The sequence below is a fragment of the Acaryochloris marina MBIC11017 genome, from assembly GCF_000018105.1.
Classification (GTDB): domain Bacteria; phylum Cyanobacteriota; class Cyanobacteriia; order Thermosynechococcales; family Thermosynechococcaceae; genus Acaryochloris; species Acaryochloris marina.
Window position 1 is genome coordinate 5,945,622 of sequence record NC_009925.1, and the last position, 23,227, is coordinate 5,968,848.

Genomic DNA, 23,227 nt, shown 5'->3' on the forward strand with positions numbered 1-23,227 from the left:
CCATCTTCAGACATATGGAAAGAATGAATGCCATTCATGGTTATTGACTTTGCAAACAAAGACCATTCTCTCTTGATAATGGCTTTTGTCCAATGCAATTGGCGACAGGGAATACACTCAATTCCCTGCCTGATCAGTCTATAGATCAATGGCACTGACTTAAGCTCAATCAAACAGCTAGCTTAGCTTTGAGAGCAGAGCGAGGTTGTCGCATTCGCGGGAAAGATTTGGGTCTGCGTTTGACGACTCTCGGTTCGTGCCGATTCGGTCGAGAGGGTAATAGATCGGCTGCCATGGTCTCAAGTAGATGAGTAAACAACCGCTTTCTGGTCGCACGGTTGGCTGTCGCCAACAAAGCAAGCATCTGATTGAAGTGTTGTCGTGCTCCTTGCACAGACAGTTGAGTTCTAGCATTATCTGCTAGCGGTGCCGCAAGTTCCATGAGACTTCTGAGTAGGTTATAGCCCAACAAATGTACCCAAATGTCCTTGCGCACCATATCCGGAGTTTTGGCACTGAGCATCTCCATTTTTAAGGTGGTTTTGAGATGGCGCAGATTGACTTCCGCCACTGGCCAACGCCAGCCATACAAGCGAGTCAGTTGCCCAGCGCTGTAGCGTTGAGCATCCAGCAGCGTCGTCACCACAATAATGTGCTGGTCGCGAAAGCCCTTAAGGGATAAGCGCAAACACACCTCTCTAACGACCAATGTTTGAGGAATCAGGGCAAAATCTTGCTCACTCATGTGCTCAGGCCGTTGGGCTGGCTTATGCCATGTCACCTGATGATCACCAATGCCATGCTTGTTGCCTTTGCGGAAATCAGTCTTGCGAGCATGATGTTTACGCAACACTCCATCAGCCCTGTGTTGTTGAATGATGGCTAGATCAACATAGCTGCCATAAGCTTGGTCCGCCATGACCACATCACCGACCTCAAGGTCTTGATAGAGCAAACGACTCATGACAATTTCACTGGTGTCCCAGGAGGCAATACAAGCTGACGCCACTGCACCGGTAACCAAACAGAAGAACACTACCAAGCGAGCGATGGGAAAACCACAGCCTGCTGTTTGATTGCCATGTTGTGGATATGATGCTTGGTTGGCCGCACTATCAGCCATCAACACGGTGGTTCCGTCGTAGACCTTGACGGGCCGACCACACCAGAGGTGCTCTGGGGAGAGGGGTTGCGCTAAGCACTCAGCGCTTTCGGGAATTAAACGTTGCAACAGTGACTCTGGAAAGCGACTTCTGGCTTTGCTGTAGGCTCCGGTATCAGATGAGGGCGGTTGGATGCCAGCCGCTGTGAGCCAAGTCGTGATGCATTTGACTGTGTTACGAAGGCTTTTATCGGCTGATAGCACTTGGTAAAGCATGGCCCACAGCGTAACGATGGGGCTATATATCCGGTTGCGATAGGAGAATGCTTCTTCTTTCAGGAGTTCCTCTAACCTTGAGGCTGGAAGGATATCTGTCCACGGTAAACCCAGGCTTTGGGAAAATTGCTGCTTGAGAATTTCGGCTGACTCAGACATAGTGAAAGGCAGAAGTTTATGGCGTGCAAGTCTTGATCCTATATCTATCAAGACTTGTAGCCTTTTCCTGACTTCTTAAGTCAGTGCCATTGGTCTATAGATGCTTTGAAAATTCAGTAATTATAAGGAAGAAAAATAGGTTTCTAATTTCTTCGAGTTTAAGGAAGGGATTGAATATTTGAGCCGATGCTGAAAGGGCAGTACCCGAATTCAGATTATACCTAGAACTCTATCAATTTGAACGAGGGCCTCTTTCAGTTGGTTCACCATAGAACGGGTGATCATCATGCCTTCTTGCACCAGAACAGTTCCATTCAGTGGATGAAGAATATGCTCCTGAATTTTTTTCCCAATTAACGTATCCAGATTGTCAATCTCGCTCAGATACATTCCCACAGGTAGTTCTACAACAACCCCTTCTCCTAATACTCTGGCTTGACACGCCAATCGAGAATTTTTTTGGCTATTCGAGATTAACTCTAGGGTTTGCACCTCTCTTTTACTTTTTGGAGATAAGCTCTCTTCTCCGGATTGAATGAAAATATGGCAAGTGGCACATCTTCCCCTGCCACCGCATTTCCACTGAACATCTAGCTTCTCTTGGAGTAGCACTGCCAAAAGATGATCATTCGTCTTAATAGAGGCCTGAGACTCGATGGGTTCCAGCGTAATTTTTTTCGCCATATTTTTGGGGAGTGAACGCTTACCTGTGAATTGCAGTAATGGAATAAAAGCCTGTCTAAGCTGGGGAACACTACTTCCCTCTATGTTGCCCATCAACCAACAACCCTCTACAGAGATGTGCTCTCGGACATCCCTATCATCTTGATTTAGACGGTTACACTCGCATCATTCATACTGTCTTCGTCTAAGTCGAGTAGGAGAAAGCTGTTAATTTCTTCATTGGATAAAAAAAGGGACTGTTCAGAATTGGCAGGTGTGATAGTCATTGGATTTGGGTTAGAAGAGAAAATAAAAAGTGCTGCAATCGTTAGAAGATTTTCGGCTGTTGATAGGAACAGCCTAACCATTGCAGCAAGCTTGAAGGTCAATAGAATAATGTATAAGAATAAGTTATACTTCGCAGTTTATGGGTATACTTCACGGTCTAAACCCCTTTCGCAGAAAGCTTCTATGGCAAAGCTAGTGTTCGTTTTAAGTGTATATGGTGCAAACAGACACAGCTGATTTTGGATTTCTTGTCTTACTAACAAGTACAAATCACTGTTGAATCCAATAGGAGTCGCAGAAATAGATTATTTCACTGAGGCCCTATGGGTGGGTGTGGCAAGACAAATGCCGGTTGGTTTCAGAATTCATTGGGTATGGCTCAACTAGAGTACCCGTTGTTTCAGTACCTGAATTTCTTTTTCCTTTTGCTGCAGTTGTCCTTCCAACTGCGATTTCTCATGGGCGAGTTGGCTGACTTTCTGCTGTTCTAGCGAAAGCCGCATCTTGCAGGCATCTAGTCTTTGAAGCTGAATTTCTAGCAGTTCTGTTACTTCCATCAGCTTCGTGACATCCACATGGGCTCCTAACATTCGAACGGGCTGGTCAAACTGATCTCGAATGGCAATCCCTCGACATCGGACCCACACTATCTTTCCATTTTTCTTGGTATACCTAACGATTTGATCGTAGGGGTGAGCTGGATTGTCAAGATGCTTTTCTAAATTTTTGCGGGCAATGACTAAATCTTCTGGGTGGATTAAATCTTGCCACTCTGATGCTAGATGCTGTTTTTGGGCTGGAGAATACCCTAAAAAAAGCCAAAACTCAGGACTCATCCACTCATGCTCTGGGTTAACCAAATCCCAATACCAAACTCCATCTAAGGTCGCCCCCTGTAAAAAATCAAAGACGGAGGGGTCATTTAGGATCAATTCATACAGTTCCTGACGGAGATAATGAGAATCTTCAGCTGGCTTCATCGTTACTTCGGCGACTATTGCAATATCGGCACCACAGGCTGCAAGGGGAATTGGAGGATAAAGGTTGCCCCTTTACCTGGGGCGGATGTGCACGTCAGGGTTCCCCCATAGCTTTCGATAACTTTGCGACATAATGCCAATCCAATTCCTGTCCCTGGGTATTGATTGGAATAATGCAAGCGTTGAAACATGACAAAAACACGCTCCAAAGAGTCTTCAGGAATTCCAATTCCATTATCCTTAACCAAGATTGTCCAAGATTCAGGTTGTTGTTCTGCAGAGATCTGAATCCGCGGTGGAGTAGAAGAGCGAAACTTGATGGCATTATTGATTAGATTTTCAAAAACTTGAGTAATCTCTACGGTATGGGCATGAATAGAGGGGAGTGAGTCAAATTCAATAACAGCCTGACTTTCTTCTATCGCTAAACTTAAATCGGATTGCACAATTTCGATCACGTGTTTCAAATCGATCAACTCTAGGGGTTGGTCGCTTCGTCCAACCCGAGAGTATTGCAGCACATCTTGAATGAGACATTGCATCCGCTGTGCCCCTGACATGATGTACCCAAAGTATCGGCTTTGATCTTGATCCAGCTTTGTCGATAAATCGTCTTGTAACAGCTCGGCAAAACTTTGGATTTTACGGAGCGGTTCCCGTAAATCGTGGGAAGCGATATAGGCAAACTGCTCTAGCTCCTGATTCGATCGTTGTAGCTCTTGAATCGCTTGCTCTAATCTCTTTTGAGAATGCTTGATATCGGAAATATCCATACAGGAACAAATCAAACCAGCAAACTGATCGGCTGCTATCCTAGGGACTCCCGTTGCCAAAATCCAACGATAGACGCCATCTGCTCTGGCTTGTCGAAATTCCTGCTCAAAGGGACATTGTTGAGCACAGCTCTCTTGGAATAAGGTTTTTACTCGATCACGATCCTCTGGATGAATGGTCTCTAGCCATCCGTCACCCAGTTGGGACTCCAAAGATTGGCCGGTCAAATTCTCCCAGGTTTGATTGACATAGGTACAGTTCCCTTGAGCATCACTGAGCCAGATTAAAACTGGAGCATTGTCTGCTAGGGAGTAAAATCGAGCCTCACTTTCTTGTAAATTACCTTCAATGGTATGTAAAGAGGCATCTTTTTCAGCTAAATCAGCTTCCAGATTGAGGTTGGATAATTCTAAAGCTGCTTCGGCTTGTTTCTGTAGGCTGATATCAATACAAGACCCAATCATGCCGGCAAATTCCCCTGTGGGTAGAAATCGAGGCTTGGCGGTATCTAAGATCCAACAATAGGTGCCGTTGCGATCGCATCGTCGATACTCTAAACGCAAGGGCTGGCGTTCGGTAACGGCCTGTTGGTAAGCCGCCACACTTTCCTCTAAATCCTCCGGGTGAATTCTATCTTGCCAACCTCGTTCTAACGCTTGTTCTAGAGAATCCCCGGTAAACCTCAGCCACTCTTGATTCAGATAAGTGCAATGTCCTGGAGCTTCCGTGAGCCAGATCATCACAGGTGCATGGTCCGCCATGGAGCGAAATCGCTGTTCGCTCTCTAGTCTCGCAGCTTCTGCCAATTTGCGTTGGCTAATATCGACCGAAACCACTAAGCATCGAGACACTTCTCCTAGATCATCACGCTCGGCAATCATTGATTGCAACACATCAATGATCTCACCTGATTTGGTCTGTATCTGCATCGGTATATCAATGCTCAAACCAGACTCTAGAAAACGCGGCCATAGCTTTTGAAACCGCTTTTGGGACTCTAGGTTGAGAAATATATCGACGGTTGCCCCCAACGTCATATTGCGGGGATACCCTAATTTGGAGAGCCAGAAATTACTGACTTCTATAATCACTCCTCGAGCATCCAAGGAGTACATCATCACCGGGGTTTCATGGTAGAGCTGCTGATAGCGCTCTTGAAAAACCTCTAGGGTATCCTGGGCTAGCTTGGCTTTAATGCGCTGAGATTGGAGTTCAATCTGGACCTTGCGAGTGGCCGTAATATCAATAATTGACATCACCACTCCCTGTTGCTCATTATCGTTATCCACATAGGGATGGATCCGAATCAGCAAGTGTTGTCCATGGGCGTTAATTTCCTGCTCGGTGACTTTGCCAGTGCGGGCTGTTTCCGAGAGGACTTCAATCAACGAGGGATAGTTGACATTGATGGCTAAATTTCGAATCGGACGCCCCACATCCGTGGGTAGAAATTGAAAAATTTGATTCGCAGCGGGGGTAAATTTCCGCACTTGCAAACTCTGGTCTAGAAACACCACGCCAATTTCTGTGCTGCGGAACAGGTTATCAATGTCATTACTCAGAGCTGTCAATTCCTGAATTTTAGATTGATGTTCATTATTAACGGTGTACAGTTCTTCGTTGACGGCATGTAGTTCTTCATTGGTACTCTGCAGCTCTTCATTAGAGGCAATCAGTTCCTCGTTAGTAGCCTGCTGCTCTTCATTGGTACTTTCTAACTCCTCAATGGTGGCCTGTAGATTTTCGCGAGTATAAGACAGTTCCAACTCCAGCTGCTCAATCCGGTTGATCACCTCCGTACTACTTTCTACAGCCTGATCTTGTGCAGGGGGAGAATTGCGGGAGCTAGCGGAGATCTCAAGTCTCAAGAACATCGATTCTCGGCAATTGGATTGGCAGGGGCTAACCTTGAACCTTAAGTCAAGCGGTCCATCCTTGTGCTCCCACAAGAGGCTGCTAAACTGTACTGGCTGCTTTTCTCGAAGGACTCGACTCATCGCCGAGATAAAGGGCAAATGCATCACCTCGGGGAGCAAGGATCTGACATTTTCAGTGGCTGGCCCCTCTGGGATACGTAAAATATCCAGGTGATCGGCACAAACCCGAAGTAACTTCTCGTCCGTATCCAGCAACAGACAAGTCATGTTCAGTTCTTCAAGATGGGCTTTAAACGCATTCTCAGTCAGAGGGTCAGCTTGACGGCGGTAGCGAGGATCTCGCCCCGACACGACTGGTGTAGCAATCGTTTTAGTTCGAAAATAGTTTAGATTCAGGCGTTGATCCCTGAATTTCGAAAATATCTTATTTTTAGAATGTAAAACCTCAAATTCAGGCTCTAGTTCACCTAGGTCTTCAGAGGTTCCCAATAATAGAACTCCGCCCTTATTTAGGGAAAAATGCAGATTGCGCAGTACATACTGCTGCAAAGTAGGCTGCATATAGATCAGCACATTCCGACAGCACACGACATTCATGCGGGTCAGACTGGCATTTTTGGTTAAATCATGGGGCGAGAAAATCAGCATTTCTCGCAAGGTTCGTTTAATCGTGAAGTGACCGTTATTGTAGGTGAAATATTTCTGCAGCCGGTCTACACTCACATAATCCGCAATAGACTCATCAAAGCTCCCTAATGCAGCTTTGTCTAGAGCAGTCTGATCGATGTCTGTTGCAAAGAGCTTAATGGGCATCTGTCGTCCCAGTTCCTCGCACAGCTCTCGAACAATAATCGCCATGGAATAAGCTTCCTGACCTGTCGCGCAGGCGGTTACCCATATCCTTAAGGTTTCTGCTGCGGGAAAATCTGCAATGATAGGACGCAAAACCTTATCTTTTAGGTATTCCCAAACCTTCTCATCTCGAAAGAATTGGGTGACATTAATCAGTAAATCCCGGCGTAGTAGGGAACGTTCATCGGCAGATTCGGTTAAGAGGCTGGCATAGTCGTTCAGTGAATTGTTTTGGGTTAAGAGTCGGCGGCGTTCGACTCGGCGGCCCAGAGTGGATGGTTTATATTGGGAAAAATCGATATCTTCATGCTTGGCTAGCAACTCTACAATTTTTTGGAGTTGATGGGCTTCTGCACCTAAGTTGCTGCTAAATTTCACTAAATCTGCTGGAACGATGGCAGGATTTCCTAAATCGTTCACCATTTGCGCCAGAACTTTTGGAGCTTCTACATAATCAATACATCCAGTACTGATAGCGGTATGGGGCATACCATCGAATTCAGCCGTATTGGGGTCTTGAACTAACGTAATCCCCCCACTTTCATGGATATGTTGGAGCCCATGGGTACCGTCGCTCCCTGTACCAGAGAGAACAATACCAATAGCACGTTCTTGAATATCATCTGCCAAGGACTGAAAAAATAAATTAATAGGAAAGTTCGGCTTTTGGTCTCGCTTCTGGCGATAGAGGTAAAGGCAACGGTCCCGAACAATCATATTTTGACCTGCCGGGATCAAATAGATTGAATTGGGCTGAAGTGCCATCCCTTCTTCTGCAATCTGAATGCCCATTTGGGTACGACGGCCCAAAATTTCATTCATTAAACTCTTAAAATCTGGGGACAAATGTTGAATAACAACAAAAGCCACCCCCGAGTCAGGAATTATATTTTCAAAGAAAACTTCAAGAGGCTTCAGGCCACCTGCGGATGCTCCAACGGCAACGACATAGAATGAAGGAGCAATAGTGTTTAGCGTATTTGAATCAGCATTTAGGGATGGGTGATCGTTAGAATTCATTATTTAGAAAATCCATTCCGATTGGCCTAAAACTCCACAAAAAAGAAGTGTAGAGATACTAATAGAAAATATTAACTATAGATGCCAAATCTCGATATAAATTGCTTTGGGTTTGCGCACATTCTAAAACAACATTAATTGCTTTGGCAGTTAACTGAAGATTCTTTTAACCCAGTATCTAAAACAATCATAGTCTTTACTTTTAGCTGCTGACTGGACTTAACATTTATATAGAAATTCTATATTGCTTTAAATGTTGACAAGAGTAAAAAGCTGAGATTTTTTTTTACTTGTGGTGTTCCCTAACTTATTTTCAAAGAATAATCATCTTCTCTCTGAATTTGCTATGTGCAATGAGATATTTTTATCCCATCTATCTAAATAAAACATAAATAATAAAAGAAAAGTAAAGTCTGCTCGTCAAACAAGTTACGGGACTAAAATTGCTTCATCACCTAATCCCTTATGATGACGATAGACGCCCCAAAAATTAGGTTCAATTGTCTTAAAGAGTGGTAAGTATTTTTGCTCTTTGGCAAAAAAATAGATGTTCAATCGGTTCAGTTATCTTACTTATTTGAGGTTGCATTATTGATGCATTCAGTTAAGGTATGGAAATTAGAGAACTAGCGATTTCTAATTGCGATCGCGAGCCCGTTCATATTCCGGGTCGCATCCAAATCTTTGGGGCTCTGATTGCTACAGATAAGCATCTTGAGTCCATCACTCATGTTTCCAGTAATATCAGTGATTTTTTGGGAGTCACCCCTGCGGATGCTCTAGGACAATCTCTCAGTATTTTGCTGCCAGAAGAGGTGATTCATACCCTCAGAAATATCGCAGGCCATCCCACCATCGCAACTCATCGGGAGCGAGCAGGGGTCTATCCACTCCATCAGTCCATGCTAGATATAAGTTTGCATCGATTGGGGCCTCATTTTCTAATTGAACTAGAGTCAGTTCCCTCGGCACAGCTCAACAGCCAATCCGCTTTTACTAAAATCCAAATGCTTCTGGCCCGTCTGCAAGATGAAACGGCAACCTCAGCCCTACTGCAACTAGCCGTCAAAGACTTGCAGCAAGTGACAGAGTTCGATCGAGTTATGGCGTATCAATTTCTACCCGATGGGGCTGGGGAAGTTGTCGCCGAAGCCATGGTAGATGAGTTGGAACCCAATCTTGGCCTCAGATACCCCGCTTCAGATATCCCTCAACAGGTCCGTGGGATTGCCTTAAAGATGCCTATCCGTGCGATCTCCGATATTGATGCTCCCACCGCCGACTTAATTGCCGCCGATCCAACCGCAGATCCCCTAGACCTTACCCTGACCCATGTGCGGGCTGTATCTCCCATTCATCTGGAGTATTTAGCCAATATGGGGGTTCAATCCTCCATGAATGTGGCCATTATTGTCCATAGGGAACTATGGGGGCTTTTTGCGTTTCACCACAACAGTGTCAAATTATTGCCCCCTGATTACCGATCCATCTGCGATTTGTTTGGCCAACTTTTTTCCCTCAAATTCCAGTTGGTTTTGGAAGAAGAGCGGTTCAATAACCGCAAACACATTATTTCAGCGATCTCTCAGATCACCCAAAAACTGACGAGCAGTGGCAGTTTTACGCTAACCATACAAACTTTAGGGCCACAACTCTGCTCCATGCTCTCGGCCCAGGGGTTGGCCGTTATTGACAAGCAAGAGATTCAAACCTATGGGGATGTTCCAGCGCTCGATATCATTCAAGAACTGGTTCATCAGGTTCAAACCCATCCCAGTCCTGAACTGGTGCCCCTAGAAAACCTATCCCACCTCGACCGTATCGATGCAAACCAACTGGGTAAAACGGCCGGTGCCCTCTGCCTTGGTATATCCCCCCTCGACGAAGTCTTCGTTATTTTCTTTCGCAATGAAATTATCCATGAAGTTCGCTGGGCCGGATCGCCAGAAAAACAGATAGTCGAAGGGCCAAACGGCCCCCGATTACTCCCCCGTTCCTCCTTTGCAGAGTATCGGGAAACGGTTGCAGGCCAATGCCAATCTTGGTCGTCCCTCGACACAGAAGCGGCCTTGGAATTGCGGACTGGGCTAATGCAGCTAGCGATCAGTCAAGGAGAAAACCAGCAGCAGGAATGGTTAAGACAACAGCGACAACAAGATCTCTTAATTGCTGAACTTAACCACCGCGTTAAAAATATTCTGGCCTTAATCCGGTCCATCTCCCGCCAAACCCGCCACTCCACTACTTCCGTCGAGGAATATACCTTACTGTTAGACCGCCGCATTGAAGCTCTAGCCCATGCCCATGATTTGGTGTCTGGGCATGGCTTGGAATGGCCCAATCTACAAAACTTGTTAACAACTGGACTCCGGCCTTACCTAGCAAAACCCAAGCACCAAGTTAGTTTCTCTGGCCCAGAAGTGGGGTTAAAAGCCAACTTTGTTCCCATGTTTGCCTTAGTCATTCATGAACTGATGACGAACTCTGCCAAGTATGGGGCTTTATCAGTTCCTACCGGAAAAGTTGATGTCTGTTGGCGGGAACAGGATGGAGGGTTGGCATTTGATTGGGAGGAATCGGATGGACCGACCGTCTTGCCGCCCCAGCGTAAGGGGTTTGGACAGACGTTAATCGAGCGAGCAATACCGTTTGAGTTTGAAGGAGAGGCAACGCTTCGCTTCCTCCACACAGGCATTCAAGTCAATTTTTGGCTGCCTGCCCACCTGATCCTGCTCCAGAATGACCCATCAGAAATTTCCCCTCCTTCAATGTCCACCCCCCAGAACGAGGAGGAGCCTGACATTGCTCCTGGTACGGTTCTTCTTGTTGAAGACAACATGTTACTGGCCCTCGAAATGGAAAATCTTCTAGAGTCTTTAGGATTTAGCGATATAGATACGGCCCCCAGGGTCAAGCAGGCCATTAAACTCCTAGACCAAAAGCAATACATCATGGGTATATTAGACATCAACCTCAAGGACGAGAATAGCTTTGGCGTAGCAGAAGAACTGATCAAGCGACGAATACCATTCCTATTTACGACTGGCTATAATTCCAAATTTACTCTTCCAGAATCTCTAGCCACAGTCCCCATGCTCAAGAAGCCCATTGATGGGAATCAATTAAACAACACCATTCATCAACTCTTAGCCTAAAAGGATCTGGACAATTGGCTAATATCCTGATATTTGAAGACGATTTAATACTGGCAGAGTCTTGGCACAAAACCCTTAGTGCTCAAGGGCACCAGGTTGAACATACCACCAATGTCGATACGGCAATGTCCAAAATTTATGAAGGATATCTAGACATTGCTTTCATCGATATTTTTATTCAAAAGAACAATCAAGAGAGTCTTAGGGGAGGGATTTTGCTGATTTCCAAAATCAACATGCTCTCCCTAGGGTATAAACCATGGCTTATTGCCATTAGTGGACGTTCTCATGATCCCAGTTGTTCAGTCTTAGAAATTGCCAAGACAGTCGGTGCAGATGAATATCTGAAGAAACCGATCGATTTGGAGGAGTTAATTGCTGCAGTCGAACGAGTGACAAGTGCCCAGGTCAAAGAGCAGTAGATCGGCTCAAGTCAGTCTGTGATCTCGTTACATATCATGGGGAGGCAACTTTACAATCGTAAACCAAAAGTCCTCCAGTAAATTGACCACCTTAACCAATCCCTTCAGTCCCACTGGTTTGGTGACATACGCATTTGCCCCGATCTTATAACTCTTCAGAATATCTTCATCTGCGTCTGATGTTGTCAGTACGACCACTGGTATTTGCTTAAACCGATCACTCTCTTGCATATCAGTCAATACTTCTCGGCCATCCTTGCGCGGTAAGTTGAGATCAAGCAACATCAAATCGGGAGTCCTTGCTGTCTCAAATTCCCCTTTTTTTTGTAGATAGTCCAAAGCTTCTATACCATCTCTAACCACATTAACTCTGAGGGCAACTTTTGAACGATTAAAGGCTTCCAAGGTGAGTTCTATATCCCCCTCATCATCCTCCACCAGCAAGATTTCAATCATCTATTGCACCAAAGTTTAAACTCGGCTAGCTATTCAATATCATAAACAAATTTATAAAAATCGCATGAATTATAATTTATTGGCCAGATAAATTTAATTATGGATGATTTTGACGGTCATTTAACGAATTAAGGATTCTTTGAAGGCTTTATAAAAAATTTCATTTAGGTAGGGTAAAGGAAAAGTTCGCCCCTTTACCTTCTTCAGAATCTACCCAGATTTGCCCCCCATGACGTTCAACTAGTTTTTTACAAATGGCTAAACCAATTCCGGTGCCCGAATATTCTTCTCGATGGTGTAATCGCTGAAAAATGACAAATATCCGATCAGTAAACTGTGGATTGATGCCAATTCCATTGTCTTGAACTGAAATAGTCCAAAATTTTTGATCTTGAGTGGCTCGAATATAAATCCTCGGACGATCGGCTTGGCAATACTTAATGGCATTAGAAATCAAATTTTGGAATACCTGCCCCATTAGCACGGGATCGACAGCAACGGTTGGCAAGGAATCTATAATAATCTCGACCTGGCGTTTTTCAATGACCTTTTCTAAGTCAGATTTTACCTTTTCAAGGATGGACGATAATGCTGTGGGTTGAACTTTCAGTTCGGCTCGTCCGACGCGGGAATAGTTCAGGAGATCATCTATTAACCCCTGCATACGCATTGCCCCATCGGTGATGTAGCGAATATAGCGATCTGCTGTCTCGTCGAGTTGCCCCTGATAGCGATCGGCCAGTAAATCGGTAAAACTCCCAATTTTCCGTAAGGGTTCCTGCAAATCATGGGAGGCAACATAGGCGAAATGGCCCAACTCTTGGTTGGAACGAATTAATTCACTGTTTATTCTTTGCAGTTCTTGCTCTGCCTGTTTGCGCTCACTAATATCATGGTGCATTCCCACCATGCGAAGGGGTTCCCCCTGATCATTCCAGGCTACGACTTTTCCCATTGCCGAAATCCATTTCCATTGCTCGGATTTCGTGCGGACCCGATAGTCAAACACATAGGGGATGGAAGGGTCTTGTAAATGCTTCTTCAGCAGAGTCTTTATTCTGAGTAAGTCATCTGGATGGGTCCAGCTTTGCCAAGTTTTAAACGAGGAAGGCAATTCTTCCAATTCATACCCCAGTATTTGATAGAACTGAGTGCTCCAGCTGGTTTCATCGGTGAGAATGTTCCAATCCCACCACCCATCTCCAGAAGCCTCTAATGCCAACTCCAAACGGGATTCACTCTCTTTTAGGGACTGAACGGCAATTTGTAAAGCCAACGTGCGATTTTTAACCCGCTCTTCCAACTCAGCATTCATTTGCTTTAATTGGTTCTCTAAGCGTTTACGCTCAGAGATGTCTCTCCAGCTTGAACGGCTGTACTTCAGCTTGCCTTGCTGATCTCGAAACCCCTGAGCATTGAGACTGACATTCAAGGTCGTTCCATCTTTGCGTTGTACCAATAGGTTGCCATTCCTGACTTCACCTTTTTCCAAAAAGGTTTGGAAGGATTCTTTGGCATCTGATCGAGAATCAGGATGATATAGATCAAGCACTGAGCGTCCAACTAACTCTGGATAGCTGTATCCAAGCTCTTTCATTAATGTTTGGTTACAACGCAAAATCTTTGTGCTATCAACATCAACCGATAGATACATATCTGGAGCGTTGTCATAAAGATCTTGATACTGAGCAGCAGATTTTTTCAAGTTTGAGTAAGCTGTATCTAATTCTGAAGAGCGATCTTTTATGGCAAGATTCAACTGCCCAATGATCAATTTCAAATCTGTTTCAACCTGTTTGTGTTCAGAGATATTATCGATTTCAGCAATTAGATATAAGGGCTGACCCATGGAATCTCTGACTAAAGAGAGACTTAACGAGACCCAAACAATATGGCCTTGCTTGTGGCAATATCGCTTTTCAACACGACAGGCTGAAATCTCTCCAGATAATAATTGGTCACGATAATGTTGATCAGCGGCTAAATCCTCAGGATAGGTAATATTTCTAAGATTGGTCTGCAATAAATCTGCTTCTGAATACCCCAAGATTTTATAGAAGGCTGGATTAACCCTGATCCAGTCTTCATCAGGAGTGAGAATCGCCTTGCCGATCAAGGAATATTCAAAGATATTATTTAAAGTCTGCTGGTTTTCCCACCATACTGACTCTTGTTGCCGACTTCCTTCATTTTCCTGATTAACGAGTTGACTTTTATTCGCAGAGGATGTCCTATGACTTGGAGATAAAGTCTGTAAAGTATTTGCTATGAATTCCCTGGTCGTCCATATTGCAATCGCAGCAGATAGTAATTTTATACCTCCTTGTACCCTAGCCAGAGGAATATACAAAGAGGCTATATCCAGAATCGAAATGAGGCTAAAAGTAACCAATAACGCGATAAATAAAGTAAAAAGCTTGGGATGGCTAAAGAACTGATGACAATAGGCTATATAGCCTATTAGGAAAGCCGAACTCCCAAATACTAAAGCAATTGCTATATCTGGAATAATTGTAAAGGGGAACTGCTCCAGTTGAATTGAAAGATTAGCAAATAATAAATAATATGAGAGAAAAAAAATATTTAGGAGAGTCACATTTATTATCTCCTGTTAAATCATCCAAATACCTGACAAGATAGAAAACTTTTTCAATAGATCAATCCATTTTTGACTTGTGCATAAAGGTTTTATCTTGCAAGGATAAATAAAGATATCATCAATATGTAACTGTCAACATTGTAATCATTCGATTGAGATTGAAGATAATATTTTTGGCTATCTTTTGCCTTAAGATAGCATCAGAAAGATCTCCGTCAACAGTATCCAATGTTGTAATTTTTTCTTAAAACCTCTAAATCCAAATGGAGGTTATGATTCTACTGCTTTTTTTGTCTAATCTCTTTGGGGAATCTACTACGCTTAATTTGGAATATCTTTTTCAAAAAGAAATTCTTCATCCCTTTGTTGAATTTGTTGTCAGATAGAATACTTTTTCACTTCTCAAATGAGCCTAATAGCTTTCGGAGTAACTGAGTAAGACGGTCTATTTCAGATTTCTCGAGTGCACTCAGAAGAAGGTGTTCATGGGTGACATGAGTTTCAACGGTTTTTTCAATTAGCTCAAATCCTTTATCCGTTAACTGAACCAGGTTTCCTCGACGATCGTTAGGGTCGGGGATACGTTCAACCAACGCGGCTTTTTCCAAACAATCAATGCGATGAGTCATGGTCCCGGAGGACACCATCATGGCGTGAAATAACTGGGTGGGTGAAAGCTGATAGGGCTGCCCAGACCGTCGCAAAGTGGCGAGGACATCAAACTCGCCTGAATTCAAGCCAAATTTAGCAAAGGTGTCTCCCATTGCCCCTTGGAAATGTTTGGCCAATCGGGTCATGCGGCCAATTGTCCCCATGGGCGACACATCTAAATCAGGGCGTTCTCTCCGCCATTGGGCCAAAATTTCGTCGACTGCATCGGTATCCATGGGAACAGATGGCTCAGCATTTGAATGCCGATTATCTTAACATCTGATAAATCTTAATTCCAAGATACTTGACATCAAGATAAATGCTAGAATCTCGACATAAAGTATCTTAATGTCAAGATAAATATGAATGCTCCCTCAGCTCGGCTGTTCAATATCTTGTTGACAGCTTTAGCCCCAATCGCTTGGGGGACCACCTATGTGATAACGACGGAGTTACTACCGCCAGGACATCCCTTGTTAGTGGCAGCTCTGAGAACACTTCCCATGGGTCTGATCCTAATCCTTAGCCTGAGGCAGCTCCCCCAAGGTATCTGGTGGGGACGGATGTTGATTTTGGGGGGACTCAATATTGGTCTTTTCCAAGCCCTCTTGTTCGTGGCGGCCTATCGACTCCCAGGGGGAGTAGCAGCAACCGCGGGTTCGATTCAGCCCTTGCTCGTGGTCTTGTTTGCATGGCAACTCTTGGGAGAGAAGCCATCACGGAGATCAATCCTAGCTGCCATCACTGGATTTATGGGCGTGGGTCTATTGGTGTTGGGACCCGAAGCTCAGCTGGATAGTGTGGGGATTGTGGCTGCGATCGCAAGTGCTGCAACCATGGGTTTGGGAACGGTTTTGGTGAAGCGATGGCAATCTCCCGTGTCCCTGATGGTGTTTACGGCCTGGCAACTCACGGTAGGGGGACTGATGCTACTCCCCATTGCCCTGATTGTGGAAGGCCCCTTCGAGCAAATTTCGGGAACGAACCTATTAGGGTTTCTCTATTTAGGACTGATCGGCACTGGGCTGGCCTATGCCTTGTGGTTTCGAGGTATCCGTAAACTCAATGCTACTGCTGCTTCCTATCTGGGGTTACTAAGCCCCATCGTGGCGACGCTGCTGGGGTATCTCTTTCTCCAGCAAACCCTGACCTCCCTTCAACTGTTGGGTGTTGTGATCGTGTTGAGTAGCATTTTCTTAGGACAACAAACGTTTCGGAGATCAAGAGGGGCAGACTAGGGTCTAAGGGGCTCTTCTCCTCTTGCGGTTATCGCAATTTACCTTCTGTCTGATGGATCCAAATCTCCAATCGCGAGATACCCTCGTACCGTAGATTTACCTATTCACAGTAGTTTGCGGGCCATGTACATAGGTTAAGTTATGTGTTTTGTATATGATCTGATAGTGGGTTGCTGAACGATAAGCGTAGAATTGGAAATATTCAAATCTAAAGAAAATATTAAAAATTAGATAAAAAACCTTTTCTGAAAAACACTCACCTAGGGTGAATGTAATGAAACCCAACCTTCTCCGGCAAGTCTGGGAAGTTATTGAAACGACTCAGACCGATATGTTGACCCAGCTCAACGACAATCAACTCGTCCAGGTTCTGGTGACCAATCTTAAAAACCGCAACCAACTGCCTCAGGACGAAGAAGCCAATGCAAAAGCCTATATTCGCTCTCGGCTCCTGCTGATTCGCGAGCTGGCCCAATCTCGGAAGGATCTCTGTTGCCCTCTCAAAGTAAAAGTTGCTATCCACCCGCCCCTGGAAGTTCACACACGGGACTTGATTGCGGGTTAGAACGTCTGACGTCAGAACACCACAAAAAACTAACTGTGGGCATACTGCCTTACTAGCTGGCTGAGGGGGATTCTTCCGGTAAATACTGATTCAAGAACGCATTCACTACCGACAAGGCAATCGGCCCTAGAAAGAATGCCAATAGGCCATCCACTCGGAAGCCGGGTACAAAAGCGGCGGCGAGGGAGAAGCATAACCCATTCAGCACGAGCAAAAAACCACCCAGGGACAGCAAGGTCAATGGGAAAGACACCACTTTCAGCACGGGTTTGACAATGGCATTCACCAAGCCAATGGCAATTGCAGCTGCGATCGCAGTGGGGATACTGTCCAAATCAACCCCAGCAAACACGTAATCCACCACCAGTAGACTGAGGGCTGTAGCCAAAATAGTTAACAGAAGTCCACGCATTTCGATATCCTCTGAATCTGTGAGGTTGCCATAAAAGCTTCCTTTGGAGTAGGAAGCTGGGGAATGTAGCTGCTAAACATGAAACTGTCTTAACTTTAGAAGACAAATCCGTTTCCCTCCTTGAAAATAAAGATCATTTCACCTTTACCTTCGTGCGATCGCTCAGCAATCGTCCTTCGTCGATTCAGTCTTGACCAATTTAGGTAAGGTCCAATAGGTCAGAGCAAAGCCGTCTTTCACCATCGTGCGCCCACCCATCCATAGGAGATTCAGATCATGGGTAAATCTCTCCCCCCCAAAGCCATCATCAGCTTGGGTAAGTTTGTTTGGACCACGATGTGGAATGTGATGATGTCGAATATGGCCCCTCGGAGTAAAGCTGGAGCCTATATTCGCCCTGAGAGTCAGTTCCGAAACACCATTGGTAGCGAGTCCTTCCCGGCAGAATCTCAGCGGTATCGACTCTATGTGGGCTTAGGCTGTCCTTGGGCCCATCGCACCCTAGTGGTTCGTGCCTTAAAAGGGTTACAAGATGTTATCGATGTTGTTGTGGTTCAACCCTCGGATACAGAAGGGGGTTGGGTTTTTGCCTCAGAGCATCAAGGGTGCCATAACCTTCGAGACCTCTATCTGCTAGCCCAACCTGGATATGAAGGCCGCTGCACTGTACCCGTGCTTTGGGATATCCAAACCCAAAAGATCGTCAACAACGAAAGTTCCGAGATCATCGTCAATTTGAATTCCGCCTTCAACGACCTGGCTCAGCAGCCAGATCTAGATCTCTACCCAGAAGCCCTACGTCCTCCCATCGACCAGTGGAATGAAAAAATCTATCATGCCGTCAATAATGGCGTGTATCGCTGTGGATTTGCCCAAACCCAAACCGCCTACGATCAGGCCTGCAGGGAGCTGTTCGAAGTACTAGACGAAATCGATACAGCCTTGGCCCAGCAACGGTATCTCTGTGGTGATACGTTGACCCTCGCGGATGTACGGCTTTTTCCAACTTTATTTCGCTTCGATGTCGCTTACTACGGCCTCTTCAAGTGCAATCGACGACGCATTCAGGACTACCAGCATTTAGGCCCCTATTTGCGGGACCTCTACCAACTCCCTGGTGTAGCAGACACCTGCAACCTAGAAGCCGTCAAACAAAGTTACTACGGTTTTCTTTTTCCCTTAAATCCTGGCGGCATTATTCCTGCGGGGCCTGATATAACCAGCTTGACTGACCCCCATGGCCGTGAACAGATAGGCAAAGCGCCTCAAGCGGTGTAGAAGATACAGCATTCCCTTGAAAACGGCCTTGGCTGAAGTTACTTTTGGCACCACTGCCGAGCGATTTGCCCGACAAGGCTGCCGTAGCTGGAACTAAACGTACCCAGTCCAGCTAGCTCTGACACGGGGCACCGCTTTTGCATCGCTAAAGCGATCAGATGAACCACTTCGGCTGCCCCAATACCCACCATATGAGCCCCCAGTATTTGTCCGTTCTTGTGGACAAGGACCTTACACCAACCCGTCTGCTCCTGGAGTTGGCCTTTGTCTGACTGTTGATAGGTGTGATAAAAACACCGAAAGGGGATGGATGCTTCTTGGACCAGAGTCTCTGTTAACCCCACTCTGGCTAGCTCTGGCATGGTCGGGATAGTCCAGGGTAGGATGCCATATTTAATCGCCTGCCTAGCCCCCAAGGCATTATTTACCGCTACCCCGGCCTCATGCCGAGCAATATCTGCCAGGGTATATCCTCCTAGCACAGACCCGCAGGCATACACTTGGGAGCATGAGGTTTGCAATCGCGGGTTCACCCACAAACCTTGAGCGGTATGGCGAAGATCCACAGCAATTTGATTGGGATTGATGATGGCTGACGTTGTTTCTACGGCCCAAACTAAGGATCCGGCCATCAATTTGCCTTGATTTGTTGTTACCTGATAGGAGCTGGATGATGGAGTAACGTCTTTGATCTGGCTGTGGGTGTGAATATTGACATGATCGGCCTCTAGGTGGGCTTGCACTCGCCAAGCCGCTTCAGCATCTTCCCCAGGCAAAATTTGGTTCAGGGGACAAAGTAAGTGAACAGAATGCCCCAATCGCCCTAAGGATTGGCTCAGGGAAACGGCCACCGGACCATCCCCCACCACCAGCACTGGATCGGCTAACGGTTGATGAAGATTTTCTAGTCGGGTAAGGACATCTGCTGGACTAAGCCAGTCCGCTGAACCGGGAACATCTGGTGCAGATAAATCGGCATCTAAACAGAGAAGATACCGGTGGGCCAGCAATACCCGATTCTGACAATGCACCTGAAATTGCGGTTTGGTTTTAAATTGAGCGATACCATCGATCTGTTCAATGCCCAAACTGGCTAATTTGGCTGGCGAATAAGGTGCCTGTACCCGCGAGGCCATGGCCTTAACCCATTCGGCCAAAGCCATAGACGGCTGGGTCTGTACCCACTGTCGCAACAGCAAATGATACGGGATGGGGGCTGGCGCAACAGCAATAAATGCCACTCGGGCCGACTGTTCTTTGGCTGCGATCGCAGCCCAGGGAGCCACCGCATTATTACCCACCACCACCAAATCATAATCAGCCATTGTCTACTCCCCAGGCGTTTATGCCTCTCTCATCTAAACAGATAACCGAGGTAGGCAATCGGCCAAAGCAGTCAGTAACCGTTGATTGTCTGCTTGGGTTCGTACCGCAATCCGAAAATACTGATCTCCTAATTCGGGAAAGCTAAGACAATCTCGAATGAGAATCCGATGATGCTTTAAAAGCAGCTCCTGCAGCAAAGGGACTGAAACCTTCGTTTGTACTAAAAGAAAATTCGCTGCCCCCTCCAGGGGATAAGCCCCCAACGCCACCAAACCTTGCATCAGTTCGGTACGGACAGGGGGCAACCAAGATAGAGTTTTGTTCTGAAAAGCGCGATCTCCCAGCACCGCTATCCCCGCCATAACGGCCAGAGAGTTTACAGACCAGGGATCACGGCATTGCTGCCAGGGCCGTAGTTGATCGGGGTGACCAATGGCATACCCCAACCGCAACCCAGGCAAACTATAAAATTTGGTCAGGGAACGCAAGATCACGAGATTTGGAAAATCTTGCACTTTAGAGATCAAGCTGTAGTCAGCATCTACAGGCAGAAAGTCCATAAATGCTTCATCCACTACCACCAAAGGGAACTGCTCTAGAAACGGTTCGATTTGATGGATGCTGATTAGCCCCCCAGTGGGATTGTGGGGGTTATTCAGTAATAGCCCAGCTTGAGCTGAATCGGCAGACTGACGAGCGATCTGTAATGCCTGCTCGATCAACTCACTGGAAGATTGATGTTGAATCTGTCTAAGATTCAAAGGTAATGGCCGAATTTGAGCTTGAAACGCCTTCAGTGCCCGTTGATAGTCAGCAAAGGCAGGCTTTAGAACCCCAGTCCATGCCAATTGGGCCAAATCACGGCAGGCCCAAGTGAGTAATTCAGCTGAACCATTTCCCGGCAAAAACCAGTCAACGGGGAGTTGATGAACCTCACTCAACACCTGGCATATTGACTGATAACTAGGATCTGGATAAGCCGTGAGGGTATCGAGATGAGTTTGAATGGCTGAAATCGCTGATTCAGGCGGCCCAAGTGGGTTGATACTTGCCGAAAAATCAAGGATACAGTTGGGAGAACAACCTGCTATGTCTGCAGCCCACCGCAGGTTGCCTCCATGTAAAGGGCGACTCAATAGTGACGCCTCATCCAGAAAATTAAGGAATTACTTTTTAGGAGCAACTTTTTCCTTAAATAGCTTACCTGCAGAGAAAGCTGGAACTTTAGTTGCGGGAATCTTCATTTTCGCACCGGTCTTGGGGTTACGTCCTTCCCGGGCCTTGCGTTCGCGAGGTTCAAATGAGCCAAATCCCACCAATGTGACTTTTTCTCCTGATGAGACAGATTCAACAATGGCCTCTAAGGCGGCAGTCAGAACTGCATCTGCCTGCTTTTTCGTGACACTTGCCTTATCAGCAACGGCGTCGACGAGTTCTCCTTTATTCATTGATTGACTCCTATTGTTCAGTTAAGCGTGAGCAAAAAAAATCGAGTCTGCAGTTCCAGAAAAATATAGATAAAACATTAGATTTATCTGGAGTGTGACTACAGTCTAACTGGCTGAAATGTCGCAACCACGTCGATTTAATGGAATATTCTAAATGCTATTCGCTAAATATAGATCGACAGAACCTTGATAATCTCTGGATTTCAGGTTTTTTTTGGTAATTACGAGTTTATGGCTAGAAAATTTTGGAGTGTTTCGGCAAAAGTTACAGACAAGTAAAAACCCCAGGATTCTTATTATATATGCATTTCAGGTATTCTTGTTCTAATGATTCTCGATTGTTAATGACTAACAGGTTTTATTTGTCAGAAGAAATTTAATCCTGTAAAAAATTATTAAGTTAAGGCTCTTTTGGCGGTCTCAGCTGATAACAAGCTGTCCTTACAGTTGAAAAAAGTGAATGAAGTCTGAAAATTATTCTGCTTTTACCCACCCGTTTATATCCGCTAGGTAAAGTTCTGCTTGAAATTTAATTTCTTAACGACCGATGGATTGCTGGCTATATTTACTGAAATTTTATCTTTTGTTAATAATTGACGGAGCCAAAACGCAAAGTATTCTGATTAGAAAGCTAAGAAATATGCACGGCTTCTTCTCGCTTCTGATAAATCTGAGAAAGAGATAGATGGTCGATTAGACCTTTTTATCGATCACATCTTCTATTGATATAGAAAGCAGGTGCCAATTTAGACCTCTTTGAAGGTTGCAGTTAGACCTTTGGCTACTATCAGTCGCTCTGTTTGCTCCATAGAGTGAAGCTGGTCCCTTATACCTTGTCCGAAGCAGGGGGATTGGGGGTTGGCGGGGAGAGTTGTGAATAGGTACTTGCCATATGAACCATGAGAATCAGTCTCTAGGAGGAAACTGGGGAATTTCAGGGGGGAACGGTTCGCCTAGACTGTCTGAGCTATCTGAAAGAGATAGGGTTTTCAGATTAGCAGCCCAGATTTTGCAAGATCCTCTGGCGCAATCTAATTTATGCGATCGCATCTATGAATTGATGCAAAACGACTTGCATTATCAGCGCGAGCGAACCTACGGTGGAGGGTACTAGTGGCTAGCAACAGTGAAACCCATAACCTTAACTACGTCACCGCCAATCGCTTCTATGTCGAAATCCAAGAAAAGAGCTACATCAGTGCTTGCTTTACTGAATGTTCGGGGTTAAGCGCCAAAATTAAGCATGACACCTATTTTGAAGGCGGCGTCAACAACCAGCAGCGGATCATACTCGGTCAAACTGAATTTTCTGATGTCACCCTCAAGCGGGGGATCACTAATGATCTGGTGTTTTGGGGGTGGGCCAGTCGTGTGCTTACCCAATTAGAACCGACCGATCGTAATGTCAATCCCCAACGTCGCAACATCAACATCCTCTTGTTCAATCAAGCGGGAGAAACCATTCAAACCTGGACCTTAATTGGTGCCGTCCCTGTGGCTTGGCAAGCACCCGCCCTCCAAGCAGACACCTCTACCGTTGCCATCGAAGAACTCACCTTGGCTTACGAAGGTCTAAAGGTTGTTGCCAATCTGCAACCCAGCAGCAATGCAGGTGGTGGGGCCACCTTCTTACAAGGTAGAGATGCAAATGCTGGAGGATTCTATCCCAGTAATTAACCTGCAAAG

At 45.6% G+C, this 23,227-nt stretch carries 17 protein-coding genes; 6 read left to right on the top strand and 11 right to left on the bottom strand.

The window, feature by feature from the left end; translation table 11 throughout:
• Positions 1 to 169: 169 nt before the first annotated feature.
• From AM1_RS26540 to AM1_RS37835, 4 genes are all read right to left on the bottom strand, one after another.
• Complete coding sequence (locus AM1_RS26540; protein WP_012162310.1) at positions 170 to 1,588, bottom strand: IS4-like element ISAcma16 family transposase; 1,419 nt, start codon at positions 1,586 to 1,588, stop codon at positions 170 to 172.
• A gap of 159 nt (positions 1,589 to 1,747) precedes the next feature.
• Entirely contained in the window at positions 1,748 to 2,221 is a 474-nt protein-coding gene (locus AM1_RS26545; RefSeq protein ID WP_012166034.1) for a 2Fe-2S iron-sulfur cluster-binding protein, read from the bottom strand.
• A 650-nt stretch (positions 2,222 to 2,871) separates the two neighbouring features.
• Complete coding sequence (locus AM1_RS26555; protein WP_012166036.1) at positions 2,872 to 3,468, bottom strand: PAS domain-containing protein; 597 nt, start codon at positions 3,466 to 3,468, stop codon at positions 2,872 to 2,874.
• Positions 3,469 to 3,482: 14 nt separating this feature from the next.
• Positions 3,483 to 7,991, bottom strand: a complete 4,509-nt coding sequence (locus tag AM1_RS37835) for a PAS domain S-box protein (RefSeq protein ID WP_012166037.1) — start codon at positions 7,989 to 7,991, stop codon at positions 3,483 to 3,485.
• A 611-nt stretch (positions 7,992 to 8,602) separates the two neighbouring features.
• Between AM1_RS37835 and AM1_RS26565 the strand changes: the two genes are divergently transcribed.
• Together AM1_RS26565 and AM1_RS26570 are read left to right on the top strand one after the other, a co-directional pair.
• Positions 8,603 to 11,146 carry an HWE histidine kinase domain-containing protein gene (locus AM1_RS26565; protein WP_012166039.1) on the top strand — a complete coding sequence of 848 codons (2,544 nt, stop codon included), beginning with the start codon at positions 8,603 to 8,605 and terminating at the stop codon, positions 11,144 to 11,146.
• Positions 11,147 to 11,160: 14 nt separating this feature from the next.
• On the top strand, positions 11,161 to 11,568 hold the full coding sequence (locus tag AM1_RS26570) for a response regulator (protein WP_012166040.1): 408 nt from the start codon (positions 11,161 to 11,163) through the stop codon (positions 11,566 to 11,568).
• 27 nt (positions 11,569 to 11,595) lie between these two features.
• Here the strand turns inward: AM1_RS26570 and AM1_RS26575 are convergent, their stop codons facing one another.
• The 3 genes from AM1_RS26575 to AM1_RS26585 all read right to left on the bottom strand — a co-directional run bounded on the left by AM1_RS26575 (position 11,596) and on the right by AM1_RS26585 (position 15,510).
• Complete coding sequence (locus AM1_RS26575) at positions 11,596 to 12,024, bottom strand: response regulator (protein ID WP_012166041.1); 429 nt, start codon at positions 12,022 to 12,024, stop codon at positions 11,596 to 11,598.
• A gap of 160 nt (positions 12,025 to 12,184) precedes the next feature.
• A complete protein-coding gene (locus tag AM1_RS26580) occupies positions 12,185 to 14,374 on the bottom strand; it encodes a PAS domain-containing sensor histidine kinase (RefSeq protein WP_238549093.1) in 2,190 nt (729 codons plus the stop codon).
• Positions 14,375 to 15,018: 644 nt separating this feature from the next.
• Positions 15,019 to 15,510 (bottom strand): MarR family winged helix-turn-helix transcriptional regulator, encoded by a 492-nt coding sequence (locus tag AM1_RS26585; protein WP_012166044.1) that lies wholly within the window; start codon positions 15,508 to 15,510, stop codon positions 15,019 to 15,021.
• 126 nt (positions 15,511 to 15,636) lie between these two features.
• Between AM1_RS26585 and AM1_RS26590 the strand changes: the two genes are divergently transcribed.
• Both AM1_RS26590 and AM1_RS26595 read left to right on the top strand, forming a co-directional pair.
• The gene (locus tag AM1_RS26590; protein WP_012166045.1) at positions 15,637 to 16,512 is read left to right on the top strand and encodes an EamA family transporter; all 876 of its coding nucleotides are present in this window, start codon (positions 15,637 to 15,639) and stop codon (positions 16,510 to 16,512) included.
• 274 nt (positions 16,513 to 16,786) lie between these two features.
• On the top strand, positions 16,787 to 17,077 hold the full coding sequence (locus tag AM1_RS26595) for a hypothetical protein (protein WP_012166046.1): 291 nt from the start codon (positions 16,787 to 16,789) through the stop codon (positions 17,075 to 17,077).
• A 52-nt stretch (positions 17,078 to 17,129) separates the two neighbouring features.
• Here AM1_RS26595 and AM1_RS26600 read toward each other — a convergent pair whose 3' ends face one another.
• Positions 17,130 to 17,489, bottom strand: coding sequence for a phage holin family protein (locus AM1_RS26600; RefSeq protein WP_012166047.1), 360 nt, complete (start codon positions 17,487 to 17,489; stop codon positions 17,130 to 17,132).
• Between the two features lie 276 nt (positions 17,490 to 17,765).
• On the opposite strand from AM1_RS26600, the gene AM1_RS26605 reads away from it, so the two are divergent.
• Entirely contained in the window at positions 17,766 to 18,767 is a 1,002-nt protein-coding gene (locus tag AM1_RS26605) for a glutathione S-transferase family protein (protein ID WP_012166048.1), read from the top strand.
• Positions 18,768 to 18,805: 38 nt separating this feature from the next.
• On the opposite strand, the gene AM1_RS26610 is transcribed toward AM1_RS26605, so the two are convergent.
• The 3 genes from AM1_RS26610 to AM1_RS26620 are packed head-to-tail and all read right to left on the bottom strand — an operon-like array spanning position 18,806 to position 21,541.
• Positions 18,806 to 20,092, bottom strand: coding sequence for an FAD-dependent oxidoreductase (locus AM1_RS26610; protein ID WP_012166049.1), 1,287 nt, complete (start codon positions 20,090 to 20,092; stop codon positions 18,806 to 18,808).
• Positions 20,093 to 20,125: 33 nt separating this feature from the next.
• Positions 20,126 to 21,229, bottom strand: coding sequence for a threonine-phosphate decarboxylase CobD (gene cobD, locus AM1_RS26615; RefSeq protein WP_012166050.1), 1,104 nt, complete (start codon positions 21,227 to 21,229; stop codon positions 20,126 to 20,128).
• Positions 21,230 to 21,259: 30 nt separating this feature from the next.
• On the bottom strand, positions 21,260 to 21,541 hold the full coding sequence (locus AM1_RS26620) for an HU family DNA-binding protein (protein ID WP_010476266.1): 282 nt from the start codon (positions 21,539 to 21,541) through the stop codon (positions 21,260 to 21,262).
• 1,113 nt (positions 21,542 to 22,654) lie between these two features.
• Between AM1_RS26620 and AM1_RS26630 the strand changes: the two genes are divergently transcribed.
• Positions 22,655 to 23,218, top strand: a complete 564-nt coding sequence (locus AM1_RS26630; protein ID WP_012166052.1) for a phage tail protein — start codon at positions 22,655 to 22,657, stop codon at positions 23,216 to 23,218.
• The last annotated feature ends 9 nt before the right edge of the window (positions 23,219 to 23,227 follow it).

Excerpts from the sequence above, each read along its gene's own strand:
- AM1_RS26585 (WP_012166044.1), bottom strand. The coding sequence starts at position 15,510 with ATGGATACCGATGCAGTCGACGAAATTTTGGCCCAATGGCGGAGAGAA.
- AM1_RS26565 (WP_012166039.1), top strand. The coding sequence starts at position 8,603 with ATGGAAATTAGAGAACTAGCGATTTCTAATTGCGATCGCGAGCCCGTT.
- AM1_RS26610 (WP_012166049.1), bottom strand. The coding sequence starts at position 20,092 with ATGGCTGATTATGATTTGGTGGTGGTGGGTAATAATGCGGTGGCTCCC.
- AM1_RS26545 (WP_012166034.1), bottom strand. The coding sequence starts at position 2,221 with ATGGCGAAAAAAATTACGCTGGAACCCATCGAGTCTCAGGCCTCTATT.
- AM1_RS26600 (WP_012166047.1), bottom strand. The coding sequence starts at position 17,489 with ATGCGTGGACTTCTGTTAACTATTTTGGCTACAGCCCTCAGTCTACTG.
- AM1_RS26605 (WP_012166048.1), top strand. The coding sequence starts at position 17,766 with ATGGGTAAATCTCTCCCCCCCAAAGCCATCATCAGCTTGGGTAAGTTT.
- AM1_RS37835 (WP_012166037.1), bottom strand. The coding sequence starts at position 7,991 with ATGAATTCTAACGATCACCCATCCCTAAATGCTGATTCAAATACGCTA.
- AM1_RS26555 (WP_012166036.1), bottom strand. The coding sequence starts at position 3,468 with ATGAAGCCAGCTGAAGATTCTCATTATCTCCGTCAGGAACTGTATGAA.
- AM1_RS26620 (WP_010476266.1), bottom strand. The coding sequence starts at position 21,541 with ATGAATAAAGGAGAACTCGTCGACGCCGTTGCTGATAAGGCAAGTGTC.
- AM1_RS26590 (WP_012166045.1), top strand. The coding sequence starts at position 15,637 with ATGAATGCTCCCTCAGCTCGGCTGTTCAATATCTTGTTGACAGCTTTA.
- AM1_RS26595 (WP_012166046.1), top strand. The coding sequence starts at position 16,787 with ATGAAACCCAACCTTCTCCGGCAAGTCTGGGAAGTTATTGAAACGACT.
- AM1_RS26575 (WP_012166041.1), bottom strand. The coding sequence starts at position 12,024 with ATGATTGAAATCTTGCTGGTGGAGGATGATGAGGGGGATATAGAACTC.